Source organism: Mycobacterium sp., from assembly GCF_965230835.1.
In the GTDB taxonomy this organism is placed as follows: Bacteria; Actinomycetota; Actinomycetes; order Mycobacteriales; family Mycobacteriaceae; genus Mycobacterium.
Map to the genome: position 1 here is coordinate 1,067,231 of NZ_CBDDLW010000002.1, position 26,414 is coordinate 1,093,644.

The window sequence follows — 26,414 nt, forward strand, 5'->3', positions numbered from 1 at the left end:
GTGATGCTCGTGTGCTGAACCCGCGTCGTGGATCTGCCCGGCCCACCCCACGCGGCCGTTGCTGACACGACCTCGCTGGGCCCTAGATCGGGTGCAGTACTTCCGCAGCCACAGGCCGGGCGGTGGTGCGGGTCATTGTGGGTTCTAGATTGGGGCGGAGGCTCCCCGCCTCTAACCCTGACGACGGAGGTGGCATGCGCGCGGTACAAGTGACTCGGTTGGAAGGTCCAGACACGATCGAGGTAGCCGATGTCGACGAGCCGGCTGGCGACGGTGTGGTCGTTGAGGTACACGCCGCTGGCGTGGCATTTCCTGACGCCTTACTGACGAGAGGTCTCTACCAGTACCGGCCGGAGCCGCCGTTTGTGCTCGGCGCCGAGATAGCCGGGGTGGTTCGATCTGCGCCGGAAAACGCCCATGTCGGTCCCGGCGACCGTGTGGTCGGCCTGACGATGCTCACCGGCGGCATGGCCGAGGTCGCGGTGTTGTCACCGGACAGGGTGTTCAAGCTGCCCGACAGCGTCAGCTTCGAAGCCGGCGCCGGCTTGCTGTTCAACGACCTCACAATGTATTTCGCGCTGACTGTGCGAGGTCGATTGCAGCGAGGCGAGACAGTGCTGGTCCATGGCGCAGCAGGCGGTATCGGAACATCGACGCTTCGCCTAGCTTCGGTATTCGGCGCTGCACGCATCATCGCGGTAGTGAGCACAAACGACAAGGCGGCGATCGCCACCGCGGCCGGAGCCACCGATGTGGTATTGGCCGACGGATTCAAAGACGCGGTCAAGGAGCTAACAGGCGGCCGCGGCGTCGATATCGTCGTCGATCCGGTCGGTGGCGACCGGTTCACCGATTCACTCCGCTCGCTCGCTCCGGCGGGGCGGCTGTTGGTCATCGGATTCACCGGCGGCGAGATTCCAACAGTAAAGGTAAACCGGCTGCTGCTCAATAACATTGACGTGGTCGGGGTTGGGTGGGGCGCCTGGTCACTCACCCACCCAAGCGCGCTGGCCGAGCAGTGGACCGGGTTAGAACAGCTACTCGCCTCTGGCCAGCTGCCCCCTCCTGCGCCGGTGGTCTATCCGCTGGCGGACGCCAGCGCCGCGGTTGCGTCCCTGGAAAATCGGACCGCTAGCGGAAAAGTGGTATTGCGCGTCCGCGATTGACCCGCAACGCGTCTTGGACCGCGAGCCTTGCACGAACAAAAAAGAAAAAGTAATGTTATTTTTATCTTTATCGCCCGCCGCGGTCGCCACCAACCTCGGGATTCGCCATGGAATCGTTTGTCCACCTGCGGAAAGGCAAGACACCACGCCGACTGCACGCCGACCTCGACGGTCTCAAGGACGACGAGCTCGGACGCGGTGGCTTCACCGGCCGGACCGCCAACATCTACCGGCGTAACGACCCGACCGCGTACCGCTCGGAAGGCCCCCTGCGCCCCGTCGACGTCTTAGCTGAAGAGCTCGAACCTACCGACGCCACCGATGTCAGCGGCGGGCCGTTGCTCATGTTTGCCAACGTCGACTGCCGCATTCTGCTGAGCCGTCGCCACGATCCGATGCCGTTCTACATCCGACACGTCGACGGTGACTTGCTGTGCTTCGTCCACCAGGGCAGCGGGCTGGTGGAAACCGAGTTCGGGCCACTGCGCTACCGCGCCGGCGACTGGGTATACCTCCCGAAGGCATGCACCTGGCGGCAGGTCCCCGATCACGCAACCACCCTGCTGATGATCGAGGCAAGCGATGAGTTCCGGGTTCCCCCACCCGGTCCACTGGGGAGGCACTTCCCGTTCGACCCGTCCCAAGCCACCATTCCCGAACCCGCACCGCTCGTGGATGAGCAAAGTGAATATCAGGTGCGACTGGTCCACGAGGGGGGCCCGACAACGCTGTTCTATCAACACCATCCGATCGACGTCGAGGGCTGGCGCGGTGACAATTTCGCATTCAGCTTCAACATCGACGACTACAACGTCATCACCTCTGACAGTGTCCACCTTCCACCAACGGTGCATCTTTTTATGCAGGCCACCGGCGTCTATGTGATGAACTTCCTGCCGAAACCAGCCGAAGGTGTGCCCGGCACCGAACGCACACCGTGGTATCACCGCAACGTCGACTACGACGAAATCGCTTTCTTCCACGGCGGCTCGCTGTACGGCGTCCCGATGCCACCGGGCCTGATTTCGCACGCCCCCCAAGGGGTCCACCATGGCGCTCCCGAGAAGGCGCGGGAGCGAGCCCGTCGCACCTTCGGCGAGCATTCGCGCGTCGATTGGCAAGTCATTGCCATCGACACCCGCCGCCGGCTGACACCGTCAGCCGAGGTACTGGCACACGACCTCGGGCGGCACTGATCATGGAAAACGCACCGGCCGCGAGATGCGAATACACCCGTATTCCCTATCTCGTTGCTTTCCAGAACAATTCCGGAGTTCGGGACGTCTACGGCGGTTTAGCCGAGGTCACCGTACTGGAAAGCTATCTGCTCAAGCCGAACGACCGGCCATCGGATACCGTTCTCATCTTCATGCACCCAATCGGCGGCGGCGCCTACCTGCCGATGATCAACGCGCTGGCCCGAGCTGGCCACCACGTCATCTACTGCAACAGCCGGTTCCGCGGCACGGACTCGGCACTGCTGATGGAGAAAGTGGCCGAAGATCTTGGCGAATGCATCAAAGATGCCAAGAATCGGCTGGGATACCGCAAGGTGGTGCTGGCAGGGTGGAGCGGCGGAGGCTCGCTGTCGGTGTTTTACCAGCAGCAGGCCCAGCAGGCAACAATCACGTCGAGCCCGTCCGGCGACGGACCCAACCTCACCACGCTCGACCTGCCGGCCGCGGACGGCATTCTCCTACTGGCTGCACACGTCAGTCGGCACGGCACGCTGACCGAGTGGCTGGACGCATCAATCCTCGACGAATCCGACCCCTCCAAACGCGACCCCGAGCTGGATCTCTACGACCCTGAAAACCCCAACCAACCGCCTTACAGCGAAAAATTTCTGGCCCGCTACCGGCAAGCTCAGATCGACCGGAACCGCCGTATTACCAAGTGGGTCAAGCAAATGCTCGCCGAGTTGAAGGCCGGCCACAACCCGGACGCCGACTTTTGCTTTGTTGTACACGGGACGATGGCCGATCCGCGCTGGCTGGACCCGCGCGTTGATCCCAACGAACGCACCCCCCGAACCTGCTATCTCGGCGAACCGGCAACGGTCAATATGAGCCCGGTCGGGTTAGCCCGTTTCTGCACGCTGCGAAGCTGGCTGTCGCAATGGAGTTACGACGACGCCCGAGCCGACGGCGTGGCCTGCGGGCGCGATCTTAAGATCCCCGCCCTGGTGATCGGCAACCTGGCCGACGACGCCTGCACCCCCAGCCACACCCGTCGACTCTTCGACGCCATCGGCCACAACGACAAGGAGTTACACGAAATCCCAGGCGCTACGCACTATTACGCCGGGCCAGCACAGCGCGACAAACTGCGCGAAGCGGTCAACACCGTTACCGACTGGCTGGTCCGCCACGGCTTCGCGAGTTCGCAATGACACTAACCGGAGCGCTGGACGGTATCAGGGTGCTCGAACTCGGCACCTTGATCGCCGGCCCGTTCGCTGGGCGCCTGCTCGGCGACATGGGCGCCGACGTGATCAAGGTGGAACCGCCCGGCGCCCCAGACCCGTTGCGAAACTGGGGCCAGGCCGAACTCGACGGCAATCACGTCTTCTGGACGGTGCATGCCCGCAACAAACGAGCCATCACACTCGACCTGCGCCGGCAACGCGGCCGAGAGCTGTTCCTCGACCTGGTGGAGAAATCTGACATCGTGGTGGAGAACTTTCGTCCGGGCACGCTGGAAAAGTGGAACCTGGGTTACGACGAGCTCCGCCAACGCAACGCGGGGATCATCTTGGTTCGGGTGTCCGGCTACGGCCAGACCGGACCCGATGCGCACAAGGCCGGCTACGCGTCGGTGGCTGAGGCGGCCAGCGGACTGCGACACCTCAACGGCTTCCCCGGCGGGCCGCCGCCCCGGCTTGCACTGTCGCTGGGAGACAGCCTGGCCGGAATGTTCGGCGCCCAAGGCGCCTTGGCTGCGCTCTACCGCCGCAGCGTCACCGGGCTGGGCCAGGTGGTCGACGTCGCGCTCACCGAATCCTGTTTGGCTGTGCAGGAGTCCACGATTCCGGACTATGACGTTGGTGCAGTGGTACGCGGCCCGTCGGGCACGCGGCTGGAAGGTATCGCCCCGTCCAACATCTACCGCAGCGCTGACGGCTCGTGGGTGGTGATCGCAGCAAACCAGGACACCGTGTTCACCCGCCTGTGCCAGGCGATGGGGCGCCCAGAATTGGTCGCCGACGCGCGGTTCGCCACGCACAGCGCCCGCGGCACGAACCAGGATGAACTCGACAAGATCATCGGTGCATGGGCGGCCGACCGGCAACCCGGGGACATCATCGAAACACTTTCCGCCGCAGGCGTGATCGCAGGACTGATAAACACCGTGGCCGAAGTGGTCAACGATCCACAGCTGCGGGCCCGCGGAATGCTGGTCGACCACTATGACGAACGAGTGCAGCGGACCGTCTTGGGCCCGGGAATCGTGCCGGTTCTCTCTGAGTCCCCGGGTAACGTCCGCAACGCCGGACCGGCGCGCCCCGGACAACACAACGAGGACGTCTATACCGGGCTGCTGGGCAAGACCGCCGAAGAACTCGAAAGGTTGCGCGCCGAGGAGGTGCTGTGAACCGCCTTTCGCCCCCCGCAAAGGTAGAGATCCGCGAGGTGTCGCTGCGCGACGGTCTGCAGATCGAGAAGCCCATCCCGTTGGCCGCCAAGCTGGAACTGCTGGCTGCCATCGCAGCCACCGGAGTGCGCGAGGTGGAGGCCACAGCATTCGTCTCCCCGTCGAAGGTGCCCTCGATGGCGGACTCCGCGCAGCTGGCCGCTGAACTGCACCACTACCCCGAGATCGAGTTCTCCGCGCTGGTCGCCAGCCCCAATGGCGCTAGGCGGGCGATCGCCGCGGGGCTGCGAGCCATCGAATACGTGGTGGCGGCAAGTGACACGTTCAGCGCAGCCAATGTCGGGCGGACCAGCGCGGAAGCGACCAATCAGATCGGCGAGATAGTCGCCATCGCCCACAACAGCGATGTCACAGTCGAGGTCATCGTTGCTACGTCATGGGATTGTCCGTTCGATGGACCTACCGAACCGCGGCGGGTGCTCGATATAGCGGCCGCCGCACGCGATCACGGTGTGGACCGGTTCTCAATCGCCGACACGATCGGCACCGCCACTCCAGGACGGGTGCACTCGTTGATCGCGCAACTAAGACCGGTGATTGGCGACACTCCGCTGGGCGGTCACTTTCACAACACCCGCGGCGCCGGCCTGGCCTGCGCGTACGCAGCGGCGAGCTCCGGTGTGACGCGGCTCGACGCTTCAGTCGGCGGGCTCGGCGGTTGTCCATTCGCCCCAGGCGCCACCGGCAATATCGCTACCGAAGATCTAGTGTACCTGTTGCGTGACAGCGGTATCGGTGTCGATGTCGATGTCGATCTGCAAGCATGCATCACCGCAGCTGAGGTCGCGCAAACCATTGTCGGTCATGAACTTCCGAGCGCTCTACTGCGCGCGGGCGACCGGATCCGGTCCTGATGTCCGCTCCTGCAGCATCGCGAATGCTGAGTTCCAAAGGCCGCCAAACCCGCGGCGCGATCGAGCAGGCAGCTCGGAAACTGTTCGCCGAACGCGGTTTTCACGGCACCACGCTGGCGGACATCACGTCAGCTGCTGGAAAATCACCGGCGGTTTTCTACCGGTATTTCACCGACAAGGAAGATCTTCTTGCCGCCCTGGCCGAATCGTTTCTGCACGACGTCCTCGCCCCGTCCGGACTGAGCTTGCGGCTGCCCGACTCCCCCGACGACGACGCCTTCTTCACGTCGGTGGTCACCGGTTACTGGAACATGTTCAAACAACACATCGGCGTCATGATCGCCGTCGCTCAGCTGGCCGCTACCCAGCAGCGATTCGCAACCGTCCAAAACGGATTTCGGCGTTTCGGCATGGACATTGTGGCCGCATCGGTCCGCCGCGCTCAGGAGCAGGGCTACGGCGCTGAACTCAATCCAGAACATACCGCGGCCGCCATCTCGCTGCTGTTCGAGAACTTCACCACAGTGTTCGTCGGTCCGTCCGGTCTCGGGCTGGACATCAGCGATGAAGATGCCATCAGAACCTTGGTGACGGTCTGGAAAAAAACTCTGTACGGCGGCGTAGCGAGATCTTAGGAGAAGAAGGTGGATTTTGACGTCCCCGAGCGTCTTCGCGGCCTGCTCGCCGAGATCGATGAATTCATCGAGGACCAGATCAAGCCGCTGGAGCGCGAACACATTCACTACTTCGACCACCGTCGAGAATATTCCCGCACCGCCTGGGAAAACGGTGGTGTGCCCCGACCGGAGTGGGAGGATCTGCTCAGCGAGATGCGCAGGCGGGCAGACCGGGCGGGCTGGCTGCGCTACGGCTTGCCGTCTGCGTTCGGCGGCCGTGACGGGACCAACGTTGACATGGCCGTGATCCGGGAACATTTGGCACACAAGGGACTCGGACTGCACAACGACTTGCAGGACGAGTCGTCTATCGTCGGAAACTTCCCACAGGTCATCATGATGGACCGGTTCGGCACCGACGAGCAGAAACAGGAATGGACCGAGGCCCTCATCACCGGCACGCGGTCGATGGCGTTCGGGCTGACCGAACCTAATCACGGGTCAGACGCCACCTGGCTCGAAACCCGCGCCGAGCAAGACGGCTCCGACTGGGTCATCAATGGCGCCAAGCGATTCAATACCGGCGTGCACCGCGCCACCCATGATCTGGTGTTCGCCCGCACCTCAGGTGAGTCCGGCCAAGCTCGAGGTATCACTGCGTTCCTGGTGCCCACCAAGACACCCGGCTTCAATGTGCCCTACTACTGGTGGACCTTCAACATGCCCACTGACCACGCCGAGGTCGAGCTTGTGGAGGTTCGGGTGCCGGCCGACGCGGTGCTCGGCCAGGTTGACCGCGGCCTCGAAGTCGGCCAAACCTTCCTGCACGAAAACAGGATTCGCCAGGCTGCCAGCAGCCTGGGCGCCGCCCAGTACTGCATCGACCGAGCCGTGGCCTACGCCAACGAACGCACGGTGTTCGGCAAGCCACTGTCAGTGAACCAGGCCGTGCAATGGCCGCTTGTCGAACTGCAGACTGAAGCACAGATGGTCCGGTTGCTGGTGTACTACGCGGCATCACAGCTGGACCGCGATCATCACCTAGAGGTGTCCGACAAGGTCTCGATGGCCAACTACCGCGCCAACAGGCTGGTATGCGAGGCGGCCGACCGAGCGATGCAGGTGTTCGGTGGGGTCGGCTACAGCCGTCATGAGCCGTTCGAGCACATCTACCGCCACCATCGTCGCTACCGCATCACCGAGGGCGCAGAAGAGATCCAGATCCGCCGGGTAGCCCAGCGACTGTTTAGCTTTGGCAAGAAGTGACCTATCCATGACCGAAACCCAGCGACTCCTGGATATATTGCCCGCCGCATTACGCCCGGTCCTGCGCGGCAAGGTGGCAATCGAAAATCTGCGCCTCCTCACCGGCGGAGCAAGCCGCAGCACGTGGGCATTCAACGCCGTGGTCGGTGGAACCCGCCATTCGCTGATCCTGCGTATCGGTCCGCTCGATGGCATCCACGCCGGCATGGAGCTCGAAGCCTGGGTCCAGTCAGCGGCCGCGGCGGCAGGGGCACCAGTCCCTCGCATCCTGACGTCCGATGACTCCGCTGCGGCACTTGGTAATCCGTTCCTGATATGCCAGAAGGTCGAGGGCGAGACCATCGTGCGGCGGATCCAACGCCAACTTGACGACGCAGGTCGGGGACGGCTGCTGCGTCAGTGTGCGCAAGCGCTGGCCGCAATCCACCAGGCTGATGCCCGCGACCCTCGCCTAGCCCGCGGGGACCAAATCGTGCAGTGGCGCGAGCGACTCGATGCCATGGGTGACAACACCGCCACCTTCGAGTGGGGGTTCGCGTGGCTCGCGGCCCACCAGCCGCCGCCGTCGCCGGAGGTGCTCGTGCACGGCGACTACCGGATGGGGAACCTCGTCGTCGACTCATCCGGACTTGCAGCTGTTTTGGACTGGGAGCTGGTACACATCGGCGAGGCCTACGAGGACCTCGCATGGTTCTGCATCCGCGCATGGCGGTTCGGCGCGCCGGCCTCCCGCGGGGCCGGCGGTCTGGACACCATCGAGAGCTTTCTGCGGTCCTATGAGGAAGCCAGTGGGACCACCGTCGATCGAGTTGTGTTTCATTGGTGGCTGGTGCTGGCCACACTGCGCTGGGGGGTCATCTGCCGATACCAGGCAGAGCGACACTTGAGCGGGCGAGTCCGCTCGGTGGAGCTGGCCGCAATAGGCCGTCGGGTCTGCGAGACCGAGTGGGATCTGCTCGACTTGCTCGACGAGCCGCGCGGTGAAGATACACATCACGCGACAGCCCGAAACGAGCCATCAGGCCTGTCGGTGGCTGGCATTCACGGCCGTCCGACCGCGCCGGAACTTGTCGCCGCGGCGGCCGAATTCCTCGAAAACGATGTGCGGGAGGCAACCAGCGGCCAGGTGAACTTCCACGCGAGGGTGGCGGCCAACGCTTTGCGCATGGTCGAACGCGAGTTGCTCGACAAAGACGAGTCGGCCGTCCGCGCAGCACTGAGCACACTGGGCTTCGCCGATGAATCCACCCTTGCCGCCGCCATCCGGGCCGGCGACCTAGATGGCCGCAGTGGCCCGAAAACCACCTCCTGCCTGCGCGCGCTGGTAGGACATCGGCTGGCGATCGCTCACCCGGGCTACACACAGGGGTAGGGTTCGGCTCATGTCCGCAGTTGAATCCGGCACCGTCAACGCGGTCGCCAATCAGCTGTTGGCCACCATCGCCGATAGATGAGGTAGCGATGAACGCGCTGGAAGAATTGCTGGCCGATCCTGCTGCCGCCGGATCGTGGCACCTGGTTCCCGAACGCTCGACCGTCAGCTTCTCGATCAAGAACATGTGGGGCCTGCTAACCGTCACCGGTAGATTCACCGAGTTCACCGGCGACGGCCAGCTCAACCACACCGGCGAAGTTTCTGGCCGAATCAACCTGCGCGTTGCGTCGCTAAGCACCGGCATACGCCGCCGCGATAAGCACCTGCTCTCCCCGGACTTCTTCGACGCCGACCGCTTCGGCCAAATTACGGTCGTTGTTGCCGCGGTGACGCCCACTGGCGGCGCGACCGCGCAGGTGCGGGCCGACTTCAGCATCAAAGGCATCACCGCGCCCGTGACACTGCCCGCGACCATCACCAGGCTCGACGACGGCTCGGTGCGAGTGTCGGTACAAGCCGAGGTCAACCGCTCCCAGTTCGGCCTGGGTTGGAATGCCCTGGGCATGGTTTCAGCTACCGCTGCCGCAACCGCCGATGCCGTCTTTGTACCTGCACCCAGGCACGCTGAATGAATCCCATCGCCTCACCACCGCAGCGCCGATAGCATCATCGACGACCGCCGCGCGGGAGTTACCGGACCACCACCAGTACGATCTGCACCGTGCCCGTCTCTAACGACAGCCTGCGGATCCTGGTGTACAGCGACAACATCAAGACCCGCGAACAGGTCATGGCTGCCCTAGGCACCCGTCTACACCCGGATCTGCCCGAATTGAGCTACGTCGAAGTGGCAACTGGTCCGATGGTGATCCGGCACATGGATGCGGGTGGCATCGATTTGGCGATCCTTGATGGGGAAGCGACACCGACCGGCGGGATGGGGATCGCCAAACAGCTCAAAGACGAACTGGCAGTATGCCCGCCGATCCTGGTGCTCACCGGTCGCCCAGACGACGCCTGGCTGGCTCGTTGGTCTCGCGCAGAGGCTGCGGTGCCCCATCCCATCGACCCCCTTGTGCTGGGTCAGACAGTTATTGGCCTGCTAGGCGCCCCGACGTACTAGGTGCGCGAACGCGCACCCGACAGACCCCCGGGCAAATACCGACAGCGCCTCGATCACGTCGAAAATGCCTCGCGTTCTCGGCTATGGCTGCTGTCCAGAGACTCAGGGCCCGCCGGCAAGGCACCGAAGAACACCATCCCGAACCTGCCGGAAGCCATAGTGCCCAGCCAAAGACGCCGCCGCTGCTGCGCCGGCACCGCACCCGGCCATCGCGACCGTCCCCGCGGCCCGCATCTCCTGGTATCAGTCCTGGGCTGTGGTCATCACCGCCGCGTTCCGGCCGAACGTATTCGACGCCACGAGCTGCTATGAGCGCAGCGCGGTTAGCTGACGCGGCCGCCAGTTGGCCGATCACAACCCAAAGCCTGACCCCCGGGCAATGGCTACCCGCGTGGCGCGACTATGTTGAAGGTCACTGTGATGGTCTACCAACCCGTTCAGTCACAGCAGCCTGGTCATCGCCCGGCCGCTGAGCTGGCAGCCCGTACGACGGATCATGGAGCGAGTTGAACGTCTACATACCCATCTTGGTGCTGGCGGCAATCGCCGCAGCTTTTGCCGTGGTCTCGGTTGTGATCGCTAGCCTTGTCGGCCCGTCTCGCTTCAACCGGTCGAAAGTGGCGGCCTACGAGTGCGGAATCCAGCCGACCGACGCCGGTGCCGCCAGCGGCACCGGCGCAAAGAGCGGGCAGCGTTTCCCGATCAAGTACTACCTGACCGCGATGTTGTTCATCGTCTTCGACATCGAAATCGTGTTCCTCTATCCGTGGGCGGTCAGCTACGACGCACTCGGCACGTTCGCGCTCGTCGAGATGGTGGTGTTCATGCTCATGGTGTTCGTGGCCTACGCCTACGTGTGGCGCCGCGGGGGCCTGACGTGGGATTGAGGTAGGACGTGGGACTAGAAGAACAGCTGCCCGGCGGAATTCTGCTGTCCACGGTCGAGAAAGTAGCCGGCTACGTCCGCAAGAACTCCCTGTGGCCGGCAACATTCGGGTTGGCCTGCTGCGCGATCGAGATGATGGCGACGGCCGGGCCGAGATTCGATCTAGCGCGATTCGGGATGGAGCGGTTCTCGGCCACACCGAGGCAGGCCGATCTGATGATCGTTGCGGGGCGAGTCAGCCAGAAGATGGCGCCGGTGCTACGCCAGATCTATGACCAGATGGCCGAGCCGAAATGGGTCTTGGCGATGGGCGTGTGCGCATCGTCGGGGGGGATGTTCAACAACTACGCGATTGTGCAGGGCGTCGACCATGTCGTCCCGGTGGACATCTACCTGCCCGGCTGCCCGCCGCGACCCGAAATGCTGCTGCACGCAATCCTCAAGCTGCACGAGAAGATTCAGGAAATGCCGCTGGGTGTCAACCGGGAGCGGGTCATCGCCGAAACGGAGGAAGCCGCGTTGACGGCCAAGCCGACGATCGAGATGCACGGACTACTGCGATGAGCGCGTCGGACCGCGATTCTCGGGAGACAAAAGACCGTCCCGCACCCACCACCGAAGAAGTGGTCGACGTTCGGCGCGGAATGTTCGGTGTTTCCGGCACCGGTGACACCTCCGGATACGGACGACTGGTGCGGGAGGTCGCGCTTCCGGGCAGTAGCCCCCGTCCGTACGGCGGCTACTTCGACGAGATTGCCGACCAGTTGGCGGAGGCACTGAAGCGCGATGACGTCGAATTCGAAGACGCGATAGAGAAAGTCGTGGTCGACCGCGCAGAACTCACGCTGCACGTTCGCCCAGACCTGCTGCCGCAGGTTGCTCAGCAGCTGCGCGACCAGCCGGGATTGCGTTTCGAGCTATGCCTCGGTGTCAACGGTGTGCACTACCCACACGAAACCGACCGTGAATTGCATGCCGTGTATCCACTGCAGTCGATCACCCACAATCGCCGCCTGCGGCTGGAAGTGTCTGTACCGGAAAGTGATCCGCACATCCCATCGTTGTTTGCGATCTACCCGACAAACGACTGGCACGAGCGCGAGACCTACGATTTCTTCGGGATCATCTTCGACGGGCATCCGTCGCTTACCCGAATCGAGATGCCTGACGACTGGCAGGGACATCCGCAGCGTAAGGACTACCCGCTCGGTGGCGTCCCTGTCGAATACAAGGGCGCGCAGATACCTCCGCCCGACGAGCGGAGGGGCTACAACTGATGAGCAAAGCGAGTACGACGGCGCACGACGGAGCCGGCGCCGCCGAAACCGTCCTGGTCGCTGGCGGTCAAGACTGGCAACAGATCGTCGACGCCGCGCGCAAAGCGGACCCTGGCGAACGAATCGTCGTCAACATGGGGCCCCAACACCCGTCCACGCACGGGGTTTTGCGGCTCATCCTGGAGATCGAAGGCGAGACAGTCACTGAAGTCCAGTGCGGAATCGGATACCTACACACCGGAATCGAGAAGAACCTCGAATACCGCTACTGGTCCCAGGGCGTCACCTTCGTGACCCGGATGGACTACCTGTCCCCCTTCTTCAACGAAACCGCCTACTGCTTGGGCGTAGAGAAGCTGCTCGGCATCACCGACGAGATACCCGAGCGGGTCAACGTGATCCGGGTCATGATGATGGAGCTCAACCGAGTTTCGTCGCATCTGGTCGCACTGGCCACTGGCGGCATGGAGCTGGGTGCGATGACCCCGATGTTCATCGGTTTTCGGGGACGCGAACTCATCCTCAAAGTGTTCGAATCGATCACCGGTTTGCGGATGAACAGCGCCTACATCCGGCCCGGCGGCGTGGCGCAGGATCTTCCACCCAACGCCGCCAGCGAAATCGCGGAAACCATCAAACAACTGCGCCAGCCCCTGGGCGAAATGGAAGACCTGCTCAACGAAAACGCAATCTGGAAAGCACGCACTCAGGGCGTCGGCTACCTGGACTTGACGGGATGCATGGCACTGGGAATCACTGGCCCGGTGCTGCGTTCCACCGGGTTGCCGCACGACATGCGGCGCAGCGAGCCCTACTGCGGATACGAGAACTACGAATTCGACGTGATCACCGACGACAGTTGTGATGCCTACGGCCGCTATATCATCCGCGTCAAAGAGATGAAGGAATCGCTAAAGATCGTTGAGCAGTGTCTGGACAAGTTGAAGCCGGGCCCAGTCATGGTCGATGACCGCAAGATCGCCTGGCCGGCCGACCTGAAGGTCGGTCCCGACGGCATGGGCAATTCCCCCGAGCACATCGCCAAGATCATGGGCGGCTCGATGGAGGCATTGATCCACCACTTCAAACTGGTTACCGAGGGGATTCGGGTTCCGCCAGGCCAGGTCTATGTGGCGGTCGAATCACCGCGCGGTGAACTGGGCGTCCACATGGTCAGCGATGGCGGCACTCGCCCCTACCGGGTGCACTACCGGGACCCATCGTTCACGAACCTGCAGTCGGTGGCCGCGATGTGCGAAGGCGCGATGGTCGCCGATTTGATCGCCGCGGTCGCCAGCATCGACCCGGTCATGGGCGGGGTTGACCGATGACCGGACCGCAAGCCAACGGAGGCGAACGGGTATTTATCCGGCTTGGCCCACCGCCAGAAGAGCCCAACCAATTCGCGTCCGACGATGCTCGGCAGTCGTATCCGCCTGAGGTGCGAGCCCGGCTGGAGGTCGACGCCAAGGAGATCATCGGCCGCTACCCGAATCAGCGGTCAGCGCTGTTGCCACTGCTGCACCTAGTACAGTCCGAGGACTCCTGCCTGACCCCAGCGGGTTTGGAGTTCTGCGCCGGCCAGCTGGGATTGACCGGAGCTGAAGTTTCGGCGGTAGCAAGTTTCTACACCATGTACCGTCGTGAACCCACCGGGGAATACCTGGTCGGAGTGTGCACCAACACGCTGTGCGCAGTCATGGGCGGTGACGCGATATTCGACACCCTCAAAGACCACCTCGGCATTGCCAATGACGAGACCACCGCGGATGGAACGGTGACCCTGCAGCACATCGAATGCAACGCCGCTTGCGATTTCGCTCCGGTGGTGATGGTCAACTGGGAATTCTTCGACAACCAGACACCAGAGTCCGCGCGCGCACTGGTGGACTCCCTGCGTTCGGGAACACCGATGCCGCCTACCCGCGGTACCCCACTGTGCGGTTTCCGGGAGACATCGCGCGTGCTGGCAGGACTACCCGACCAGCGTCCCGAACAAGGACAAGGAGGTGCCGGCGCCGCCACGTTGGCTGGGCTGCGGGTAGCGCGGCAGAACGGTATGCAGGCACCAGCTGCCCCCGAGACCGGGCCGGTAGCCGAGCCACCTACCCCAGCTGACCGGGAAGGACAGTGATGGCTGCCGCTGGCCCCGCGGGCGCCCAGGCGACACCGCTGACTCCGGTGCTCAGCCGCTTCTGGGACGACCCCGAGTCATGGACGCTGGCGACCTATCAACGCCACGAGGGCTACCGGGCGATGCGGAAAGCTCTGGCAATGCAGCCCGCCGAAGTGATTCAGACCGTCAAAGATTCCGGGTTGCGTGGGCGCGGAGGCGCGGGCTTCTCGACCGGGACAAAGTGGTCGTTCATCCCGCAGAGCGATTCGAGCGCGTCCGCCAAGCCGCACTACCTGGTGGTCAATGCCGACGAGTCGGAGCCGGGTACCTGCAAAGACATCCCGCTGATGCTCGCGACACCCCACACGCTGATCGAGGGCGTCATCATCGCTGCCTATGCAATCCGCGCCAACCACGCGTTCATCTATGTGCGCGGTGAGGTGTTGCCAGTGTTGCGCCGCCTGCAGAACGCGGTGGCCGAGGCCTATTCCGCCGGTCTTCTCGGCCGCGATATCGCCGGCTCGGGATTCGACCTGGAGCTGGTGGTGCACGCGGGCGCGGGCGCCTATATCTGCGGCGAGGAAACCGCATTGCTCGATTCGCTGGAAGGCCGGCGTGGTCAGCCCCGGCTACGCCCGCCCTTTCCGGCAGTGGCTGGGTTGTATGGCTGCCCCACCGTGATCAACAACGTCGAAACGATTGCCAGTGTCCCGTCGATCATTCTGCACGGCATCGAATGGTTCCGGTCGATGGGCAGCGAGAAATCGCCTGGATTCACGCTGTATTCACTGTCCGGGCACGTCACTCGCCCAGGTCAGTACGAGGCTCCACTAGGCATCACGTTACGCGAGCTGCTCGACTACGCCGGCGGAGTACGAGCGGGACACCGACTCAAATTCTGGACTCCGGGAGGGTCCTCAACACCATTGCTTACTGCTGAACATCTCGACGTGCCGCTGGACTACGAGGGCGTGGGTGCGGCGGGCTCGATGCTGGGCACCAAAGCGCTGGAGATTTTCGACGAGACCACGTGCGTAGTACGCGCGGTGCGCCGCTGGACCGAGTTCTATAAGCACGAATCATGCGGGAAGTGCACACCCTGCCGAGAAGGCACCTTCTGGCTGGACCAAATCTACGAGCGGCTCGAGACCGGCGGCGGCACCGACGGAGATATTGGCAAGCTGTTGGATATCTCGGATTCGATCTTGGGAAAGTCGTTTTGCGCGTTGGGCGATGGCGCGGCGAGCCCTGTGATGTCGTCAATCGAGCACTTCCGCGACGAATACGTCGCACACGTCGAAGAAGGCGGGTGTCCTTTCGACCCCCGGGACTCCATCCCCACGACAGGGCAGGAAGACAGGGAAGGCGCAGAGCCCCGATGACCACATCCTCCGGTGCCGCCGGCACCGAAACCGGCGGCGGCGTAAGCCAGCCGACGATGGTGACTCTGTCAATCGACGGCGCCGAAATCAGTGTTCCCAAAGGGACCCTGGTGATCCGCGCGGCCGAGTTGATGGGCGTCCAGATTCCACGGTTCTGCGACCACCCGCTACTCGAACCGGTCGGCGCCTGCCGTCAGTGCCTGGTCGAAGTGGAGGGACAGCGCAAGCCACTGGCATCGTGCACCACCGTCGCCACCGACGACATGGTGGTGCGAACCCAACTCACCTCTGAAGCCGCCGACAAGGCCCAGCACGGTGTGATGGAACTGCTGCTGATCAATCATCCGCTGGATTGCCCGATGTGCGACAAGGGCGGCGAATGCCCGCTGCAAAACCAAGCAATGTCCAACGGCCGAGCCGATTCTCGTTTTACCGGCGTCAAGCGAACGTTCGCCAAGCCCATCAATATCTCCTCCCAAGTGTTGCTGGATCGCGAACGTTGCATCTTGTGTGCCCGATGCACCAGGTTTTCCGACCAGATCGCCGGCGACCCCTTCATCGATATGCAGGAGCGCGGCGCCCTGCAGCAGGTCGGCATCTACACGTCCGAGCCCTTCGACTCCTACTTTTCGGGCAACACGGTTCAGATCTGTCCGGTAGGCGCGCTAACCGGTACCGCATACCGATTCCGGGCACGCCCGTTTGATTTGGTTTCCAGCCCGAGTGTGTGCGAGCACTGCGCGTCCGGCTGCGCACAACGCACCGACCACCGCCGCGGCAAGGTGCTGCGTCGACTCGCCGGTGACGACCCCGAAGTCAACGAAGAATGGAACTGCGACAAAGGCCGCTGGGCATTCAACTACGCGACCCAGCCGGACCTAATCACCACTCCCCTGATCCGCGATGCTGGTGGCGCCCTGGTGGCAGCGTCGTGGTCGCACGCGATGGTAGCGGCGGCTCGGGGGCTCAAGGACGCCCGCGGGCGCGCCGGCGTGCTGGTCGGCGGCCGAGTCACCGTGGAAGACGCCTACGCGTATGCGAAGTTCGCGCGGATCACGTTGGACACCAACGACATCGACTTCCGGGCCCGACCGCATTCGAGCGAGGAGGCCGACTTCTTGGCAGCCCGCGTCGCAGGGCGGCCCGTCACCGTCAGCTATTCGGACCTGGAATCAGCGCCGGTGGTTCTGCTGGTCGGGTTCGAGCCCGAAGACGAGTCGCCCATCGTGTTCCTGCGGTTACGCAAGGCGGCACGCAAACACGGCGTTCCGGTGTACGCGATCGCCCCATTCGCCACTCGTGCGCTGAAGAAGATGTCTGGTCACTTACTCAAGACGGTTCCCGGCGAAGAGGCTTCGGCATTGGATGAGCTGGCGACCGGCGAGGTAGGAGACCTGTTGGCCTCCCCCGGCGCGGTCATCATGGTCGGCGAACGTCTGGCCACGGTGCCCGGCGGACTATCCGCCGCAACGCGCCTCGCTGACGCCACCGGGGCAAGCCTGGCGTGGGTGCCCCGCCGGGCCGGAGAGCGCGGCGCCCTCGAAGCCGGTGCGTTGCCCAGGCTCCTGCCAGGTGGCCGGCCAATGGCCGACGACGCGGCCCGCTCACAGGTGTGCGCCGCCTGGAACGTCGACGAACTGCCGCCCGCGGTTGGCCGTGACACCGATGCCATTCTGGCCGCCGCTACCGACGGGAGCCTCAACGCGCTGCTGGTCGGCGGCATCGAACCCGCCGACTTCGCGGATCCGGACGCGGTGCTGACGGCCCTGGACGCCGCCAGCTTCGTTGTCAGCCTGGAACTTCGGCACAGCGCGGTCACCGACCGCGCCGACGTGGTTTTTCCGGTCGCACCGACAACACAGAAGTCCGGCGCGTTCGTGAACTGGGAAGGCCGCTACCGTGGGTTCGGCCCCGCCCTACCGGCAAGCACGCTACAGAGCACCCAGCCCGATCATCGTGTACTGGATGCACTGGCCGATGAAATGGGTGTGTACCTAGGCGTGGCCACCGCCGAAGCGGCCCGCGCAGAATTGTCCAGGCTGGGCAGCTGGGACGCCAAACGCGCCGCCAGCCCAGCTATCGCCGCCCGCAAACCCATCAATCCTGGCGCGGGTGAGGCCATACTGACCGGCTGGAGGATGCTGCTCGACGGCGGCCGCTTGCAAGACGGCGAACCGCATCTGGCCGGGACCGCACGTACGCCGGTGGTGCGGCTGGCGCCTGGTACCGCGGCCGAGATAGGCGCCGCCGAGGGCGATCTCGTCGCAGTCAGCACATCGCGAGGTGCGATCACCCTGCCGCTGGCCGTCACCGACATGCCCGACCGGGTGGTGTGGCTTCCGCTGAACTCACCGGGCTCCGCGGTTTACCAACAACTGGGCGCAACGATCGGGAGCATCGTGGCAATCGGAGTTGGCGCCGCAGCAGACGATACAAAACCCAGCGATGTGGCCGCTCCTCCCGCTTCCGAGGCAGAGGAGCGGCGCATATGACCCTCACGGCCTTCGGACACGACACCTGGTGGCTTGTCGTTGCCAAGGCGATCGCGATCTTCGTGTTCCTCATGCTGACGGTCCTGATGGCGATCCTGGCCGAGCGGAAGCTACTGGGCCGCATGCAGCTGCGTCCCGGCCCAAACAGGGTGGGCCCGAACGGTTACCTGCAAAGCTTGGCGGACGGAATCAAGCTGGCGCTGAAGGAAAGCATCACCCCTCGTGGCACCGACTGGCTGGTTTACATGCTGGCGCCTGTGATTTCGGTGATTCCCGCATTCACTGCGTTCGCGTTCATTCCGTTCGGCCCCGAGGTATCGGTGTTCGGTCACCGGACGCCGCTGCAGCTGACCGATCTTCCCGTCGCCGTGTTGTTCATCCTGGGGTTGTCGGCGATCGGCGTGTACGGCATCGTGCTAGGTGGCTGGGCGTCAGGGTCCACCTATCCGCTGCTGGGCGGGGTTCGCTCAACCGCCCAGGTGATCTCGTACGAGGTCGCGATGGGCCTGTCCTTCGGGGCGGTCTTCCTCTACGCCGGTACGATGTCGACATCGCAGATCGTGGCCGCCCAAGACCGCGTCTGGTACATCTTCTTGCTGCTGCCTTCATTTGTCGTCTACCTCATCTCGATGGTGGGCGAGACTAACCGGGCGCCGTTCGACTTGCCCGAGGCCGAAGGTGAACTGGTCGCGGGTTTCCACACCGAATACTCTTCGTTGAAGTTCGCGATGTTCATGCTCGCCGAATACGTCAACATGACGACAGTCTCGGCGCTGGCCGCCACCATGTTCCTCGGCGGCTGGCATGCTCCCTGGCCGCTGAACATGTGGGACGGCGCTAATACAGGCTGGTGGCCGGTGCTCTGGTTTACCGCCAAGGTATGGGGCTTTCTGTTCATCTATTTCTGGCTTCGAGCCACGCTCCCCCGGCTTCGATACGACCAGTTCATGGCACTGGGCTGGAAATTACTGATCCCAGCTTCTCTGGTGTGGGTGATGATCGCTGCGGTTGTCGCCTCGCTGCGGAACGCGGGCTACGCACATTGGACCCTGGTCCTGGTACTAAGCAGCCTCACTGTCGCTGCGGCGCTGGTGCTTTCGCTGCGAAAACCATTCAGCGCCCCAAGCGCTCGCGCGCTGGCGCGGCGGCACCGTAGAGAGCGCGCCGAGATCGAAAACCTACAAAGCCCTGACGGGCCAGAAACCTTCAGCGGCCTCGAACCGGTATTCCCGACACCACCGTTGCCGGCGCAAGCCACTACCAAACCGGTCGGTGCCAGCAAGGAGAACGCACGTGGCTAAGTTCTTGGACGCCCTAGCAGGATTCGGCGTGACGTTTGGCTCAATGTTCAAAAAGCCGGTCACCGAGGAGTATCCGGAGGAGCCCGGGCCCGTGGCACCGCGCTATCACGGCCGTCACCAACTCAACCGGTACCCAGACGGTCTGGAGAAATGCATCGGCTGCGAACTATGCGCCTGGGCCTGCCCAGCGGATGCGATTTACGTCGAAGGTGCCGATAACACCGAAGCGGCGAGGTATTCGCCGGGAGAACGCTACGGCCGGGTGTACCAGATCAACTATTTGCGTTGCATCGGTTGCGGGTTGTGCATCGAGGCTTGCCCAACGCGTGCACTGACAATGACCAACGACTACGAGATGGCCGATGACAACCGCGCCGATTTGATCTACGAAAAGGACCGGCTGCTGGCTCCGCTGCTGCCGGAGATGACCGCGCCGCCGCATCCAAGAACAGCGGGCGCTACCGACAAGGACTACTACCAAGGAAACGTGACCGCGAACGGCCTGCGCGAAAGCCAGACTTCCGGAGATTCCCGATGATCGCGGTACTCGCCACGAAAGCGGCAACCGAAGCGATCACCCGCACTTCCACCGGCGAAGCTGTGTTGTTCTGGGTGCTGGGGACGCTGGCGCTGATCGGGGCACTCGGGTTGGTGCTGGCCGTCAACGCCGTTTACTCGGCGATGTTCTTGGCGATGACCATGATCATCCTGGCCGTGATGTACCTGGCCCAGGACGCACCGTTCTTGGGCGTCGTTCAAGTCGTGGTGTACACCGGCGCGGTGATGATGCTGTTCTTGTTTGTGCTGATGCTCATCGGCGTGGACTCCGCGGAATCACTGAAGGAAACACTGCACGGCCAACGAGTCGCTGCGGCAGCAGCCGGTGTGGGGTTCGGCGTGCTGCTGGTCGGCGCGATCGGCAATGCGGCAACCGGAAGTTTCGCCGGACTTAACGCCGCCAACGCAAACGGCAACGTCGAAGGATTGGCGGCACTGATCTTCTCACGCTATTTGTGGGCATTCGAATTGACCAGCGCACTGCTGATCACCGCGGCTGTGGGGGCGATGGTGCTGGCGCACCGAGAACGTTTCGCGCAACGCAAGACTCAGCGCGAACTCTCCCAGCAGCGTTTCCGCCCCGGCGGTCATCCCACCCCGTTGCCCAGCCCGGGCGTGTACGCCCGCCACAACGCGGTTGACATGGCCGCGATGCTTCCGGACGGCTCCTATTCAGAGTTGTCTGTCCCGCCAATACTGCAGACCCGCGGGGTCGACGGCCCGCAGACTCCGGCGCGCGACGCCATCAAGGGAGGTGCGTCATGAATCCGGCCAATTACCTCTACCTCTCGGCGCTCCTGTTCACCATCGGGGCGTCGGGTGTGCTGCTACGCCGCAACGCGATTGTGATGTTCATGTGCGTCGAGCTGATGCTCAATGCCGTCAATTTGGCGTTTGTCACTTTCGCGCGGATGCATGGTCGACTCGACGGGCAAATGATCGCCTTCTTCACCATGGTGGTAGCCGCGTGCGAGGTCGTCGTCGGCCTGGCCATCATTATGGCGATTTTCCGTGCCCGAAAATCAGCGTCGGTTGACGACGCGAATCTACTCAAAGGCTGAGAACGCCACGATGACACACTTAACCTGGCTGCTGGTGGCCCTGCCATTGGCTGGTGCCGCGATCTTGCTGTTGGGCGGCAGACGCACCGATCGGTGGGGGCATTGGTTGGGCTGTGCGGCGGCCCTCGCCGCGTTCGGGGTAGGCGCCAAACTGCTGGCGGACATGCTCAGCCGGGACGAAGCCGACCGGATGATCGACCAGAAGATATTCACCTGGATACCCGTCGGGCAACTACAGGTCGACTTCGGGTTTCAGATCGACCAGTTGGCTATGTGCTTTGTACTGCTGATTTCCGGAGTCGGCTCGCTGATTCACATCTATTCGGTCGCCTATATGGCTGACGACCCGGACCGCCGCAGGTTCTTCGGCTATCTCAACTTGTTCTTGGCGTCGATGCTGCTGCTGGTCGTCGCGGACAACTACGTGTTGTTGTATGTCGGGTGGGAAGGCGTCGGCCTGGCGTCCTATCTGCTGATCGGTTTCTGGTATCACAAGCCGTCGGCGGCCACCGCGGCCAAGAAGGCGTTCGTGATGAACCGGGTCGGAGACGCCGGCCTTGCCCTGGGCATGTTCGTAATGTTCAGCAACTTCGGCACTCTCTCATACGCAGGGGTGTTCGCCGGCGCGCCCGGCGCGAATCGCGGCGCGCTGACCGCGATCGGTTTGTTGCTGCTGTTGGGTGCGTGCGCCAAGTCCGCACAAGTTCCGCTGCAGGCTTGGTTGGGCGACGCGATGGAGGGCCCCACCCCGGTGTCCGCGCTCATCCACGCCGCAACGATGGTAACCGCCGGCGTGTACTTGATCGTGCGGTCGAACCCGCTGTACAACCTGGCGCCGGACGCGCAACTGGCGGTGGTCGTCGTCGGCGCGGTCACGTTGCTGCTTGGGGCGTTCATCGGCTGCGCCAAGGACGACATCAAGCGCGCGCTGGCTGCCTCGACGATGAGCCAGATCGGCTACATGGTGCTGGCCGCCGGGCTGGGTCCGGCCGGCTACGCATTTGCGATCATGCACCTACTCACTCATGGTTTCTTCAAGGCAGGGCTGTTCCTGGGGTCTGGCGCGGTGATCCACGCAATGGACGAAGAGCAGGACATGCGCCGCTACGGTGGCCTGCGCGCCGCTCTGCCGGTTACCTTCACAACCTTCGGGCTGGCATATCTGGCGATTATCGGTGTTCCGCCGTTCGCGGGCTATTTCTCGAAAGACGCCATCATCGAAGCGGCGTTGGGCGCCGGCGACACCCGCGGCTATGTGCTGGGCGGGGCCGCATTGCTAGGCGCCGGGGTCACAGCGTTCTACATGACGCGGGTCATGCTCATGACCTTCTTCGGCCAGCGTCGCTGGGCTCCGAGCGCTCATCCGCACGAAGCACCGAAGTTGATGATGTGGCCCATGATCTTGCTTGCTGTGGGCTCGGTGTTCTCGGGCGGCCTACTGGCCGTGGGGGGAACTTTGCAGCACTGGCTAGAACCGGTTGTGGGCGTCGGCGAGGAAACCACCCATGCCCTACCAACCTGGGTCAGCAGCACCCTGGCTTTGGGCGTTGTCGCCATAGGTATCGCGGTGGCCTACCGGATGTACGGCACCGCCCCTATCCCGCGGGTGGCCCCCGTCAGAGTCTCGACGCTGACGAAGGCGGCACGCGCCGACCTCTACGGCGATGCCTTCAACGAGGAGGTGTTCATGCGCCCTGGCGCGCAGCTGACCCACGCAGTGGTCGGGGTCGACGATGCTGGTGTGGACAGGCCAGTCAACGCGCTTACTGGCCTGGTGGGTTGGGCGTCGAATCGGCTTCGACAAACGCAAACTGGCTTCGCCCGCAGCTATGCGTTATCCATGCTGGCTGGTGCGGTCCTGGTGGCCGCGGCGATTCTGGCGGTGCAGCTGTGGTGAGCCGCGCCGGCGACGATGCAGAGCGAAGCGATGCGGAGGAGCGGCGCGTCATGCCTCACGCCGGCGACGATGCAGAGCGAAGCGATGCGGAGCAGCGGCGCGTCATGCCCGCCGGCGACAATGCAATGCAAAGCAGCCATGTGGGGGCATCTCCCACCTGCCGGAGAGAGGAGCGGCGCCGGTGAGCGGCATCGGATGTCTGACCGTTCTGTGGCTGGTGCCGCTAGCCGGTGCTGTGCTAATCATCCTGCTGCCCCCACGACTAGGGCAGCTGGCCAAGTGGACTGGCCTGGTGGTCAGCGTATTGGTGCTGGCCCTGGCAATCGAGGTCGCGGTCAGCTTTGACACCGCCAGCGCCGCCCCGTACCAATTCGTCGAAGATCATTCGTGGATACCAGCATTCGGCGCCGGCTACACCGTCGGTGTGGACGGCATCGCGGTAGTACTGGTGCTGCTCACCACTGTGCTGATTCCACTGCTGCTGGTAGCCGGCTGGAACGACGGTGGCCAACGCACACGCGGCGTACACGCTTACGTGGCCTTGACTCTGGCTATCGAGTCGATGGTGCTGATCTCAGTGATCGCGCTCGACGTGTTGCTGTTCTACGTGTTCTTCGAAGCCATGCTCATCCCGATGTATTTCCTCATTGGTGGTTTCGGCCAGGGTTCCGGTCGATCACGTGCCGCGGTGAAGTTCCTGCTGTACAACCTGTTTGGCGGGTTGATCATGCTGGCAGCGGTGATCGGCCTCTATGTGGTGACAGCACAGCACGGCGCCGCCACGTTCGACTTCCGCGAGATCGTGTCCGGTGTTTCGTCGGGCCGCTACGGCGTGGACCCCGCGGTGTCCAAAGCGCTGTTCCTAGGCTTCATGTTCGCGTTCGCCATTAAGGCGCCATTATGGCCGTTCCACCGCTGGCTGCCAGACGCCGCCGTCGAGTCCACTCCGGCCACGGCGGTGCTGATGATGGCGGTGATGGACAAGGTGGGCACCTTCGGCATGCTGCGCTACTGCCTACAGTTGTTTCCGGATGCCTCAACGTATTTCCGACCACTGATAGTAACTTTGGCCATCGTCGGGGTTATCTACGGCGCCATTGTGGCCATCGGCCAAACCGACATGATGCGGTTGATCGCCTACACATCGATTTCGCACTTCGGGTTCATCATCGCGGGTATTTTCGTGATGACCACCCAGGGCCAGAGCGGATCGACGTTGTACATGCTGAACCACGGCCTGTCGACTGCTGCGGTCTTCCTGATCGCCGGCTTCCTCATATCAAGACACGGCAGCCGCAAGATAGCCGACTACGGCGGTGTGCAGAAGGTGGCCCCAATCTTGGCCGGCACGTTCCTCGTCTCGGCGTTGGCAACCCTGTCGTTGCCCGGTCTTGCCCCGTTCATCAGCGAATTCCTGGTCCTGCTAGGTACATACAACCGCTACTGGCTGGCGGCAGCATTCGGCGTCACCGCGCTAGTTCTCTCGGCGATATACATGCTTTGGCTCTACCAGCGCGTGATGACCGGCCCCGTGGCTGGCGGCAACGAACGAATCGGTGACCTGGTGCCGCGCGAAATGGTGGTGGTTGCCCCGCTGATGGCGCTGATTCTTGCGCTCGGCGTTTACCCCAAACCGATGCTCGATCTCATCAACCCGGCGGTCGAGAACACGATGACCACCATCGGTCAGCATGATCCCGCGCCCAAAGCGACACAACCAGTTTCGGGCGTAGGCGTGGCCCGGACAGCCGGAGGACCGCACCAATGAGCCTACCCAGCCCCAACATCGAGTACTTCCTGCTGTCTCCGATGCTCATTGTGTTCGGCGTCGCGGTGGCCGGCGTGCTAGCTGAGGCGTTCCTGCCACGCCGGCTGCGATATGGCGCGCAGGTCACCCTTGCCCTCGGCGGTTCGGTGTCAGCACTTATCGCAGTTGTTGTGGTGGCCAAGTCGGTCCCAACGACCGGTCACGGCGCAGTGTTGGGGGCGATGGCTATCGACCGACCTACCCTGTTCCTACAGGGCACTGTGCTGCTGGTCAGCGTAATGGCGATCATTTTCATGGCTGAACGCAGCTCCGGCGGGCAGATGCTTCGGGTGGGTCAGGTCGCGCTAGCCGCCGGCAACCGGGGCCACATTGCCGGGCTGGATTCCTTTACGCCCCAGGCTTCGGCGGTTCCCGGCAGCGACGCCGAGCGCGAGGCCGAAGACGCCGGCACTGCCCAGACGGAGCTCTTCCCGCTAGCGATGCTCGCTGTCGGGGGCATGATGGTTTTTCCGGCTTCCAATGATCTGCTGACAATGTTCGTCGCCCTGGAAGTTTTGTCGCTGCCGCTGTACCTCATGTGCGGGCTGGCCCGTCATCGGCGCCTGCTGTCGGAGGAAGCGGCGCTGAAGTACTTCCTGTTGGGTGCGTTCTCGTCCGCGTTTTTTCTTTACGGCGTCGCGTTGCTCTATGGCGCGACCGGCACGCTGACCCTGCCGGGTATTCGCGATGCGCTGGCAGGGCGCAGCGACGATTCGATGGCGCTGGTCGGTGTCGCGTTGCTCTCAGTCGGTTTGCTTTTCAAGGTGGGCGCGGTTCCTTTTCACTCCTGGATTCCCGACGTGTACCAGGGGGCACCCACACCGGTCACCGGGTTCATGGCGTCGGCCACGAAGGTAGCGGCGTTTGGTGCGCTGCTGCGAGTGGTCTATGTTGCGCTGCCACCGCTGCACGACCAATGGCGGCCTCTTCTCTGGGCGATATCGATCTTGACCATGGCGGTGGGCACCGTCACCGCCGTGACCCAAACTGACGTCAAGCGGATGCTCGCCTATTCGTCGGTCGCACACGTCGGTTTCATCCTCACCGGCGTGATCGCTGACAACTCCGCCGGTCTCTCGGCAACGTTGTTCTACCTGGTCGCCTACAGCTTCAGCACTGTGGGCGCGTTTGCCATCGTCGGGCTGGTCCGTGGCGCCGATGGGCAGGAAGACGCCACCATGTCCCACTGGGCCGGGCTGGGACAGCGCTCTCCCCTTGTCGGCCTGATGGTTTCGATGTTTCTGCTCGCGTTCGCCGGGATTCCGTTGACCAGCGGATTCGTCAGCAAATTCGCGGTGTTCAAGGCTGCTGCCCAAGGCGGGGCGGTACCCCTGGTGATTGTCGGTGTGATTTCCAGCGGAGTGGCGGCGTACTTCTACGTGCGAGTGATCGTGCTGATGTTCTTCACCGAGGCATCCGATGCCACGCCGCATGTAGTGGCACCAGGAATCCTCAGCAAGGCCACCATTGCCACCTGCGCCGCGGTAACTGTCGTGTTGGGCATCGCCCCGCAGCCACTGCTCGACCTGGCCGATCACGCCGCCCACCTGTTGCCCTGACTCAGCCCCGCACGGAATGGACG

The 26,414-nt window shown here is 63.5% G+C and carries 24 protein-coding genes; all 24 read left to right on the forward strand.

The window, feature by feature from the left end:
- Positions 1-194 precede the first annotated feature (194 nt).
- The 24 genes from ACO07W_RS05405 to nuoN all read left to right on the forward strand — a co-directional run bounded on the left by ACO07W_RS05405 (position 195) and on the right by nuoN (position 26,391).
- Entirely contained in the window at positions 195-1,166 is a 972-nt protein-coding gene (locus tag ACO07W_RS05405) for an NADPH:quinone oxidoreductase family protein (RefSeq protein WP_421841438.1), read from the forward strand.
- A gap of 107 nt (positions 1,167-1,273) precedes the next feature.
- Positions 1,274-2,362 (forward strand): homogentisate 1,2-dioxygenase, encoded by a 1,089-nt coding sequence (locus ACO07W_RS05410; protein WP_421841440.1) that lies wholly within the window; start codon positions 1,274-1,276, stop codon positions 2,360-2,362.
- Positions 2,363-2,364: 2 nt separating this feature from the next.
- Positions 2,365-3,558 carry an alpha/beta hydrolase family protein gene (locus tag ACO07W_RS05415; protein WP_421841442.1) on the forward strand — a complete coding sequence of 398 codons (1,194 nt, stop codon included), beginning with the start codon at positions 2,365-2,367 and terminating at the stop codon, positions 3,556-3,558.
- A complete protein-coding gene (locus ACO07W_RS05420; RefSeq protein ID WP_421841444.1) occupies positions 3,555-4,760 on the forward strand; it encodes a CaiB/BaiF CoA transferase family protein in 1,206 nt (401 codons plus the stop codon). The genes ACO07W_RS05415 and ACO07W_RS05420 overlap by 4 nt, the downstream gene beginning before the upstream one ends.
- Positions 4,757-5,674, forward strand: coding sequence for a hydroxymethylglutaryl-CoA lyase (locus ACO07W_RS05425; RefSeq protein ID WP_421841446.1), 918 nt, complete (start codon positions 4,757-4,759; stop codon positions 5,672-5,674). The genes ACO07W_RS05420 and ACO07W_RS05425 overlap by 4 nt, the downstream gene beginning before the upstream one ends.
- Positions 5,674-6,309, forward strand: a complete 636-nt coding sequence (locus tag ACO07W_RS05430; protein WP_421841448.1) for a TetR/AcrR family transcriptional regulator — start codon at positions 5,674-5,676, stop codon at positions 6,307-6,309. Before ACO07W_RS05425 ends, ACO07W_RS05430 begins: the two co-directional genes overlap by 1 nt.
- A gap of 9 nt (positions 6,310-6,318) precedes the next feature.
- Positions 6,319-7,557: an acyl-CoA dehydrogenase family protein gene (locus ACO07W_RS05435; RefSeq protein ID WP_421841450.1), complete on the forward strand. Its 1,239-nt coding sequence runs from the start codon at positions 6,319-6,321 to the stop codon at positions 7,555-7,557.
- A gap of 7 nt (positions 7,558-7,564) precedes the next feature.
- Positions 7,565-8,929: a phosphotransferase family protein gene (locus ACO07W_RS05440; RefSeq protein WP_421841452.1), complete on the forward strand. Its 1,365-nt coding sequence runs from the start codon at positions 7,565-7,567 to the stop codon at positions 8,927-8,929.
- Between the two features lie 89 nt (positions 8,930-9,018).
- Positions 9,019-9,564 (forward strand): YceI family protein, encoded by a 546-nt coding sequence (locus tag ACO07W_RS05445; protein ID WP_421841454.1) that lies wholly within the window; start codon positions 9,019-9,021, stop codon positions 9,562-9,564.
- Positions 9,565-9,653: 89 nt separating this feature from the next.
- Positions 9,654-10,055: a hypothetical protein gene (locus tag ACO07W_RS05450; RefSeq protein WP_421841456.1), complete on the forward strand. Its 402-nt coding sequence runs from the start codon at positions 9,654-9,656 to the stop codon at positions 10,053-10,055.
- Between the two features lie 506 nt (positions 10,056-10,561).
- Positions 10,562-10,942 (forward strand): NADH-quinone oxidoreductase subunit A, encoded by a 381-nt coding sequence (locus ACO07W_RS05455; RefSeq protein ID WP_421841458.1) that lies wholly within the window; start codon positions 10,562-10,564, stop codon positions 10,940-10,942.
- Positions 10,943-10,950: 8 nt separating this feature from the next.
- Positions 10,951-11,505: a NuoB/complex I 20 kDa subunit family protein gene (locus ACO07W_RS05460; protein WP_421841460.1), complete on the forward strand. Its 555-nt coding sequence runs from the start codon at positions 10,951-10,953 to the stop codon at positions 11,503-11,505.
- Positions 11,502-12,218 carry an NADH-quinone oxidoreductase subunit C gene (locus tag ACO07W_RS05465; RefSeq protein ID WP_421841462.1) on the forward strand — a complete coding sequence of 239 codons (717 nt, stop codon included), beginning with the start codon at positions 11,502-11,504 and terminating at the stop codon, positions 12,216-12,218. Before ACO07W_RS05460 ends, ACO07W_RS05465 begins: the two co-directional genes overlap by 4 nt.
- Positions 12,218-13,549, forward strand: a complete 1,332-nt coding sequence (nuoD, locus tag ACO07W_RS05470; protein WP_421841464.1) for an NADH dehydrogenase (quinone) subunit D — start codon at positions 12,218-12,220, stop codon at positions 13,547-13,549. The genes ACO07W_RS05465 and nuoD overlap by 1 nt, the downstream gene beginning before the upstream one ends.
- Positions 13,546-14,352, forward strand: coding sequence for an NADH-quinone oxidoreductase subunit NuoE (gene nuoE, locus ACO07W_RS05475; protein WP_421841466.1), 807 nt, complete (start codon positions 13,546-13,548; stop codon positions 14,350-14,352). Before nuoD ends, nuoE begins: the two co-directional genes overlap by 4 nt.
- Positions 14,352-15,716 carry an NADH-quinone oxidoreductase subunit NuoF gene (nuoF, locus tag ACO07W_RS05480; protein ID WP_421841468.1) on the forward strand — a complete coding sequence of 455 codons (1,365 nt, stop codon included), beginning with the start codon at positions 14,352-14,354 and terminating at the stop codon, positions 15,714-15,716. Before nuoE ends, nuoF begins: the two co-directional genes overlap by 1 nt.
- Complete coding sequence (locus ACO07W_RS05485; protein ID WP_421841470.1) at positions 15,713-18,208, forward strand: NADH-quinone oxidoreductase subunit G; 2,496 nt, start codon at positions 15,713-15,715, stop codon at positions 18,206-18,208. Before nuoF ends, ACO07W_RS05485 begins: the two co-directional genes overlap by 4 nt.
- Positions 18,205-19,509 carry an NADH-quinone oxidoreductase subunit NuoH gene (gene nuoH / locus ACO07W_RS05490; RefSeq protein WP_421841472.1) on the forward strand — a complete coding sequence of 435 codons (1,305 nt, stop codon included), beginning with the start codon at positions 18,205-18,207 and terminating at the stop codon, positions 19,507-19,509. The genes ACO07W_RS05485 and nuoH overlap by 4 nt, the downstream gene beginning before the upstream one ends.
- Positions 19,502-20,047, forward strand: a complete 546-nt coding sequence (gene nuoI / locus ACO07W_RS05495) for an NADH-quinone oxidoreductase subunit NuoI (protein ID WP_421841474.1) — start codon at positions 19,502-19,504, stop codon at positions 20,045-20,047. The genes nuoH and nuoI overlap by 8 nt, the downstream gene beginning before the upstream one ends.
- Positions 20,044-20,832: an NADH-quinone oxidoreductase subunit J gene (locus ACO07W_RS05500; RefSeq protein ID WP_421841476.1), complete on the forward strand. Its 789-nt coding sequence runs from the start codon at positions 20,044-20,046 to the stop codon at positions 20,830-20,832. Before nuoI ends, ACO07W_RS05500 begins: the two co-directional genes overlap by 4 nt.
- Positions 20,829-21,128, forward strand: a complete 300-nt coding sequence (nuoK, locus tag ACO07W_RS05505) for an NADH-quinone oxidoreductase subunit NuoK (RefSeq protein ID WP_421841478.1) — start codon at positions 20,829-20,831, stop codon at positions 21,126-21,128. The genes ACO07W_RS05500 and nuoK overlap by 4 nt, the downstream gene beginning before the upstream one ends.
- 10 nt (positions 21,129-21,138) lie before the next feature.
- Complete coding sequence (nuoL, locus tag ACO07W_RS05510) at positions 21,139-23,025, forward strand: NADH-quinone oxidoreductase subunit L (protein ID WP_421841480.1); 1,887 nt, start codon at positions 21,139-21,141, stop codon at positions 23,023-23,025.
- A 181-nt stretch (positions 23,026-23,206) separates the two neighbouring features.
- Positions 23,207-24,793, forward strand: a complete 1,587-nt coding sequence (locus ACO07W_RS05515) for an NADH-quinone oxidoreductase subunit M (protein ID WP_421841482.1) — start codon at positions 23,207-23,209, stop codon at positions 24,791-24,793.
- Positions 24,790-26,391, forward strand: coding sequence for an NADH-quinone oxidoreductase subunit NuoN (gene nuoN / locus ACO07W_RS05520; protein ID WP_421841484.1), 1,602 nt, complete (start codon positions 24,790-24,792; stop codon positions 26,389-26,391). Before ACO07W_RS05515 ends, nuoN begins: the two co-directional genes overlap by 4 nt.
- Positions 26,392-26,414 lie beyond the last annotated feature (23 nt).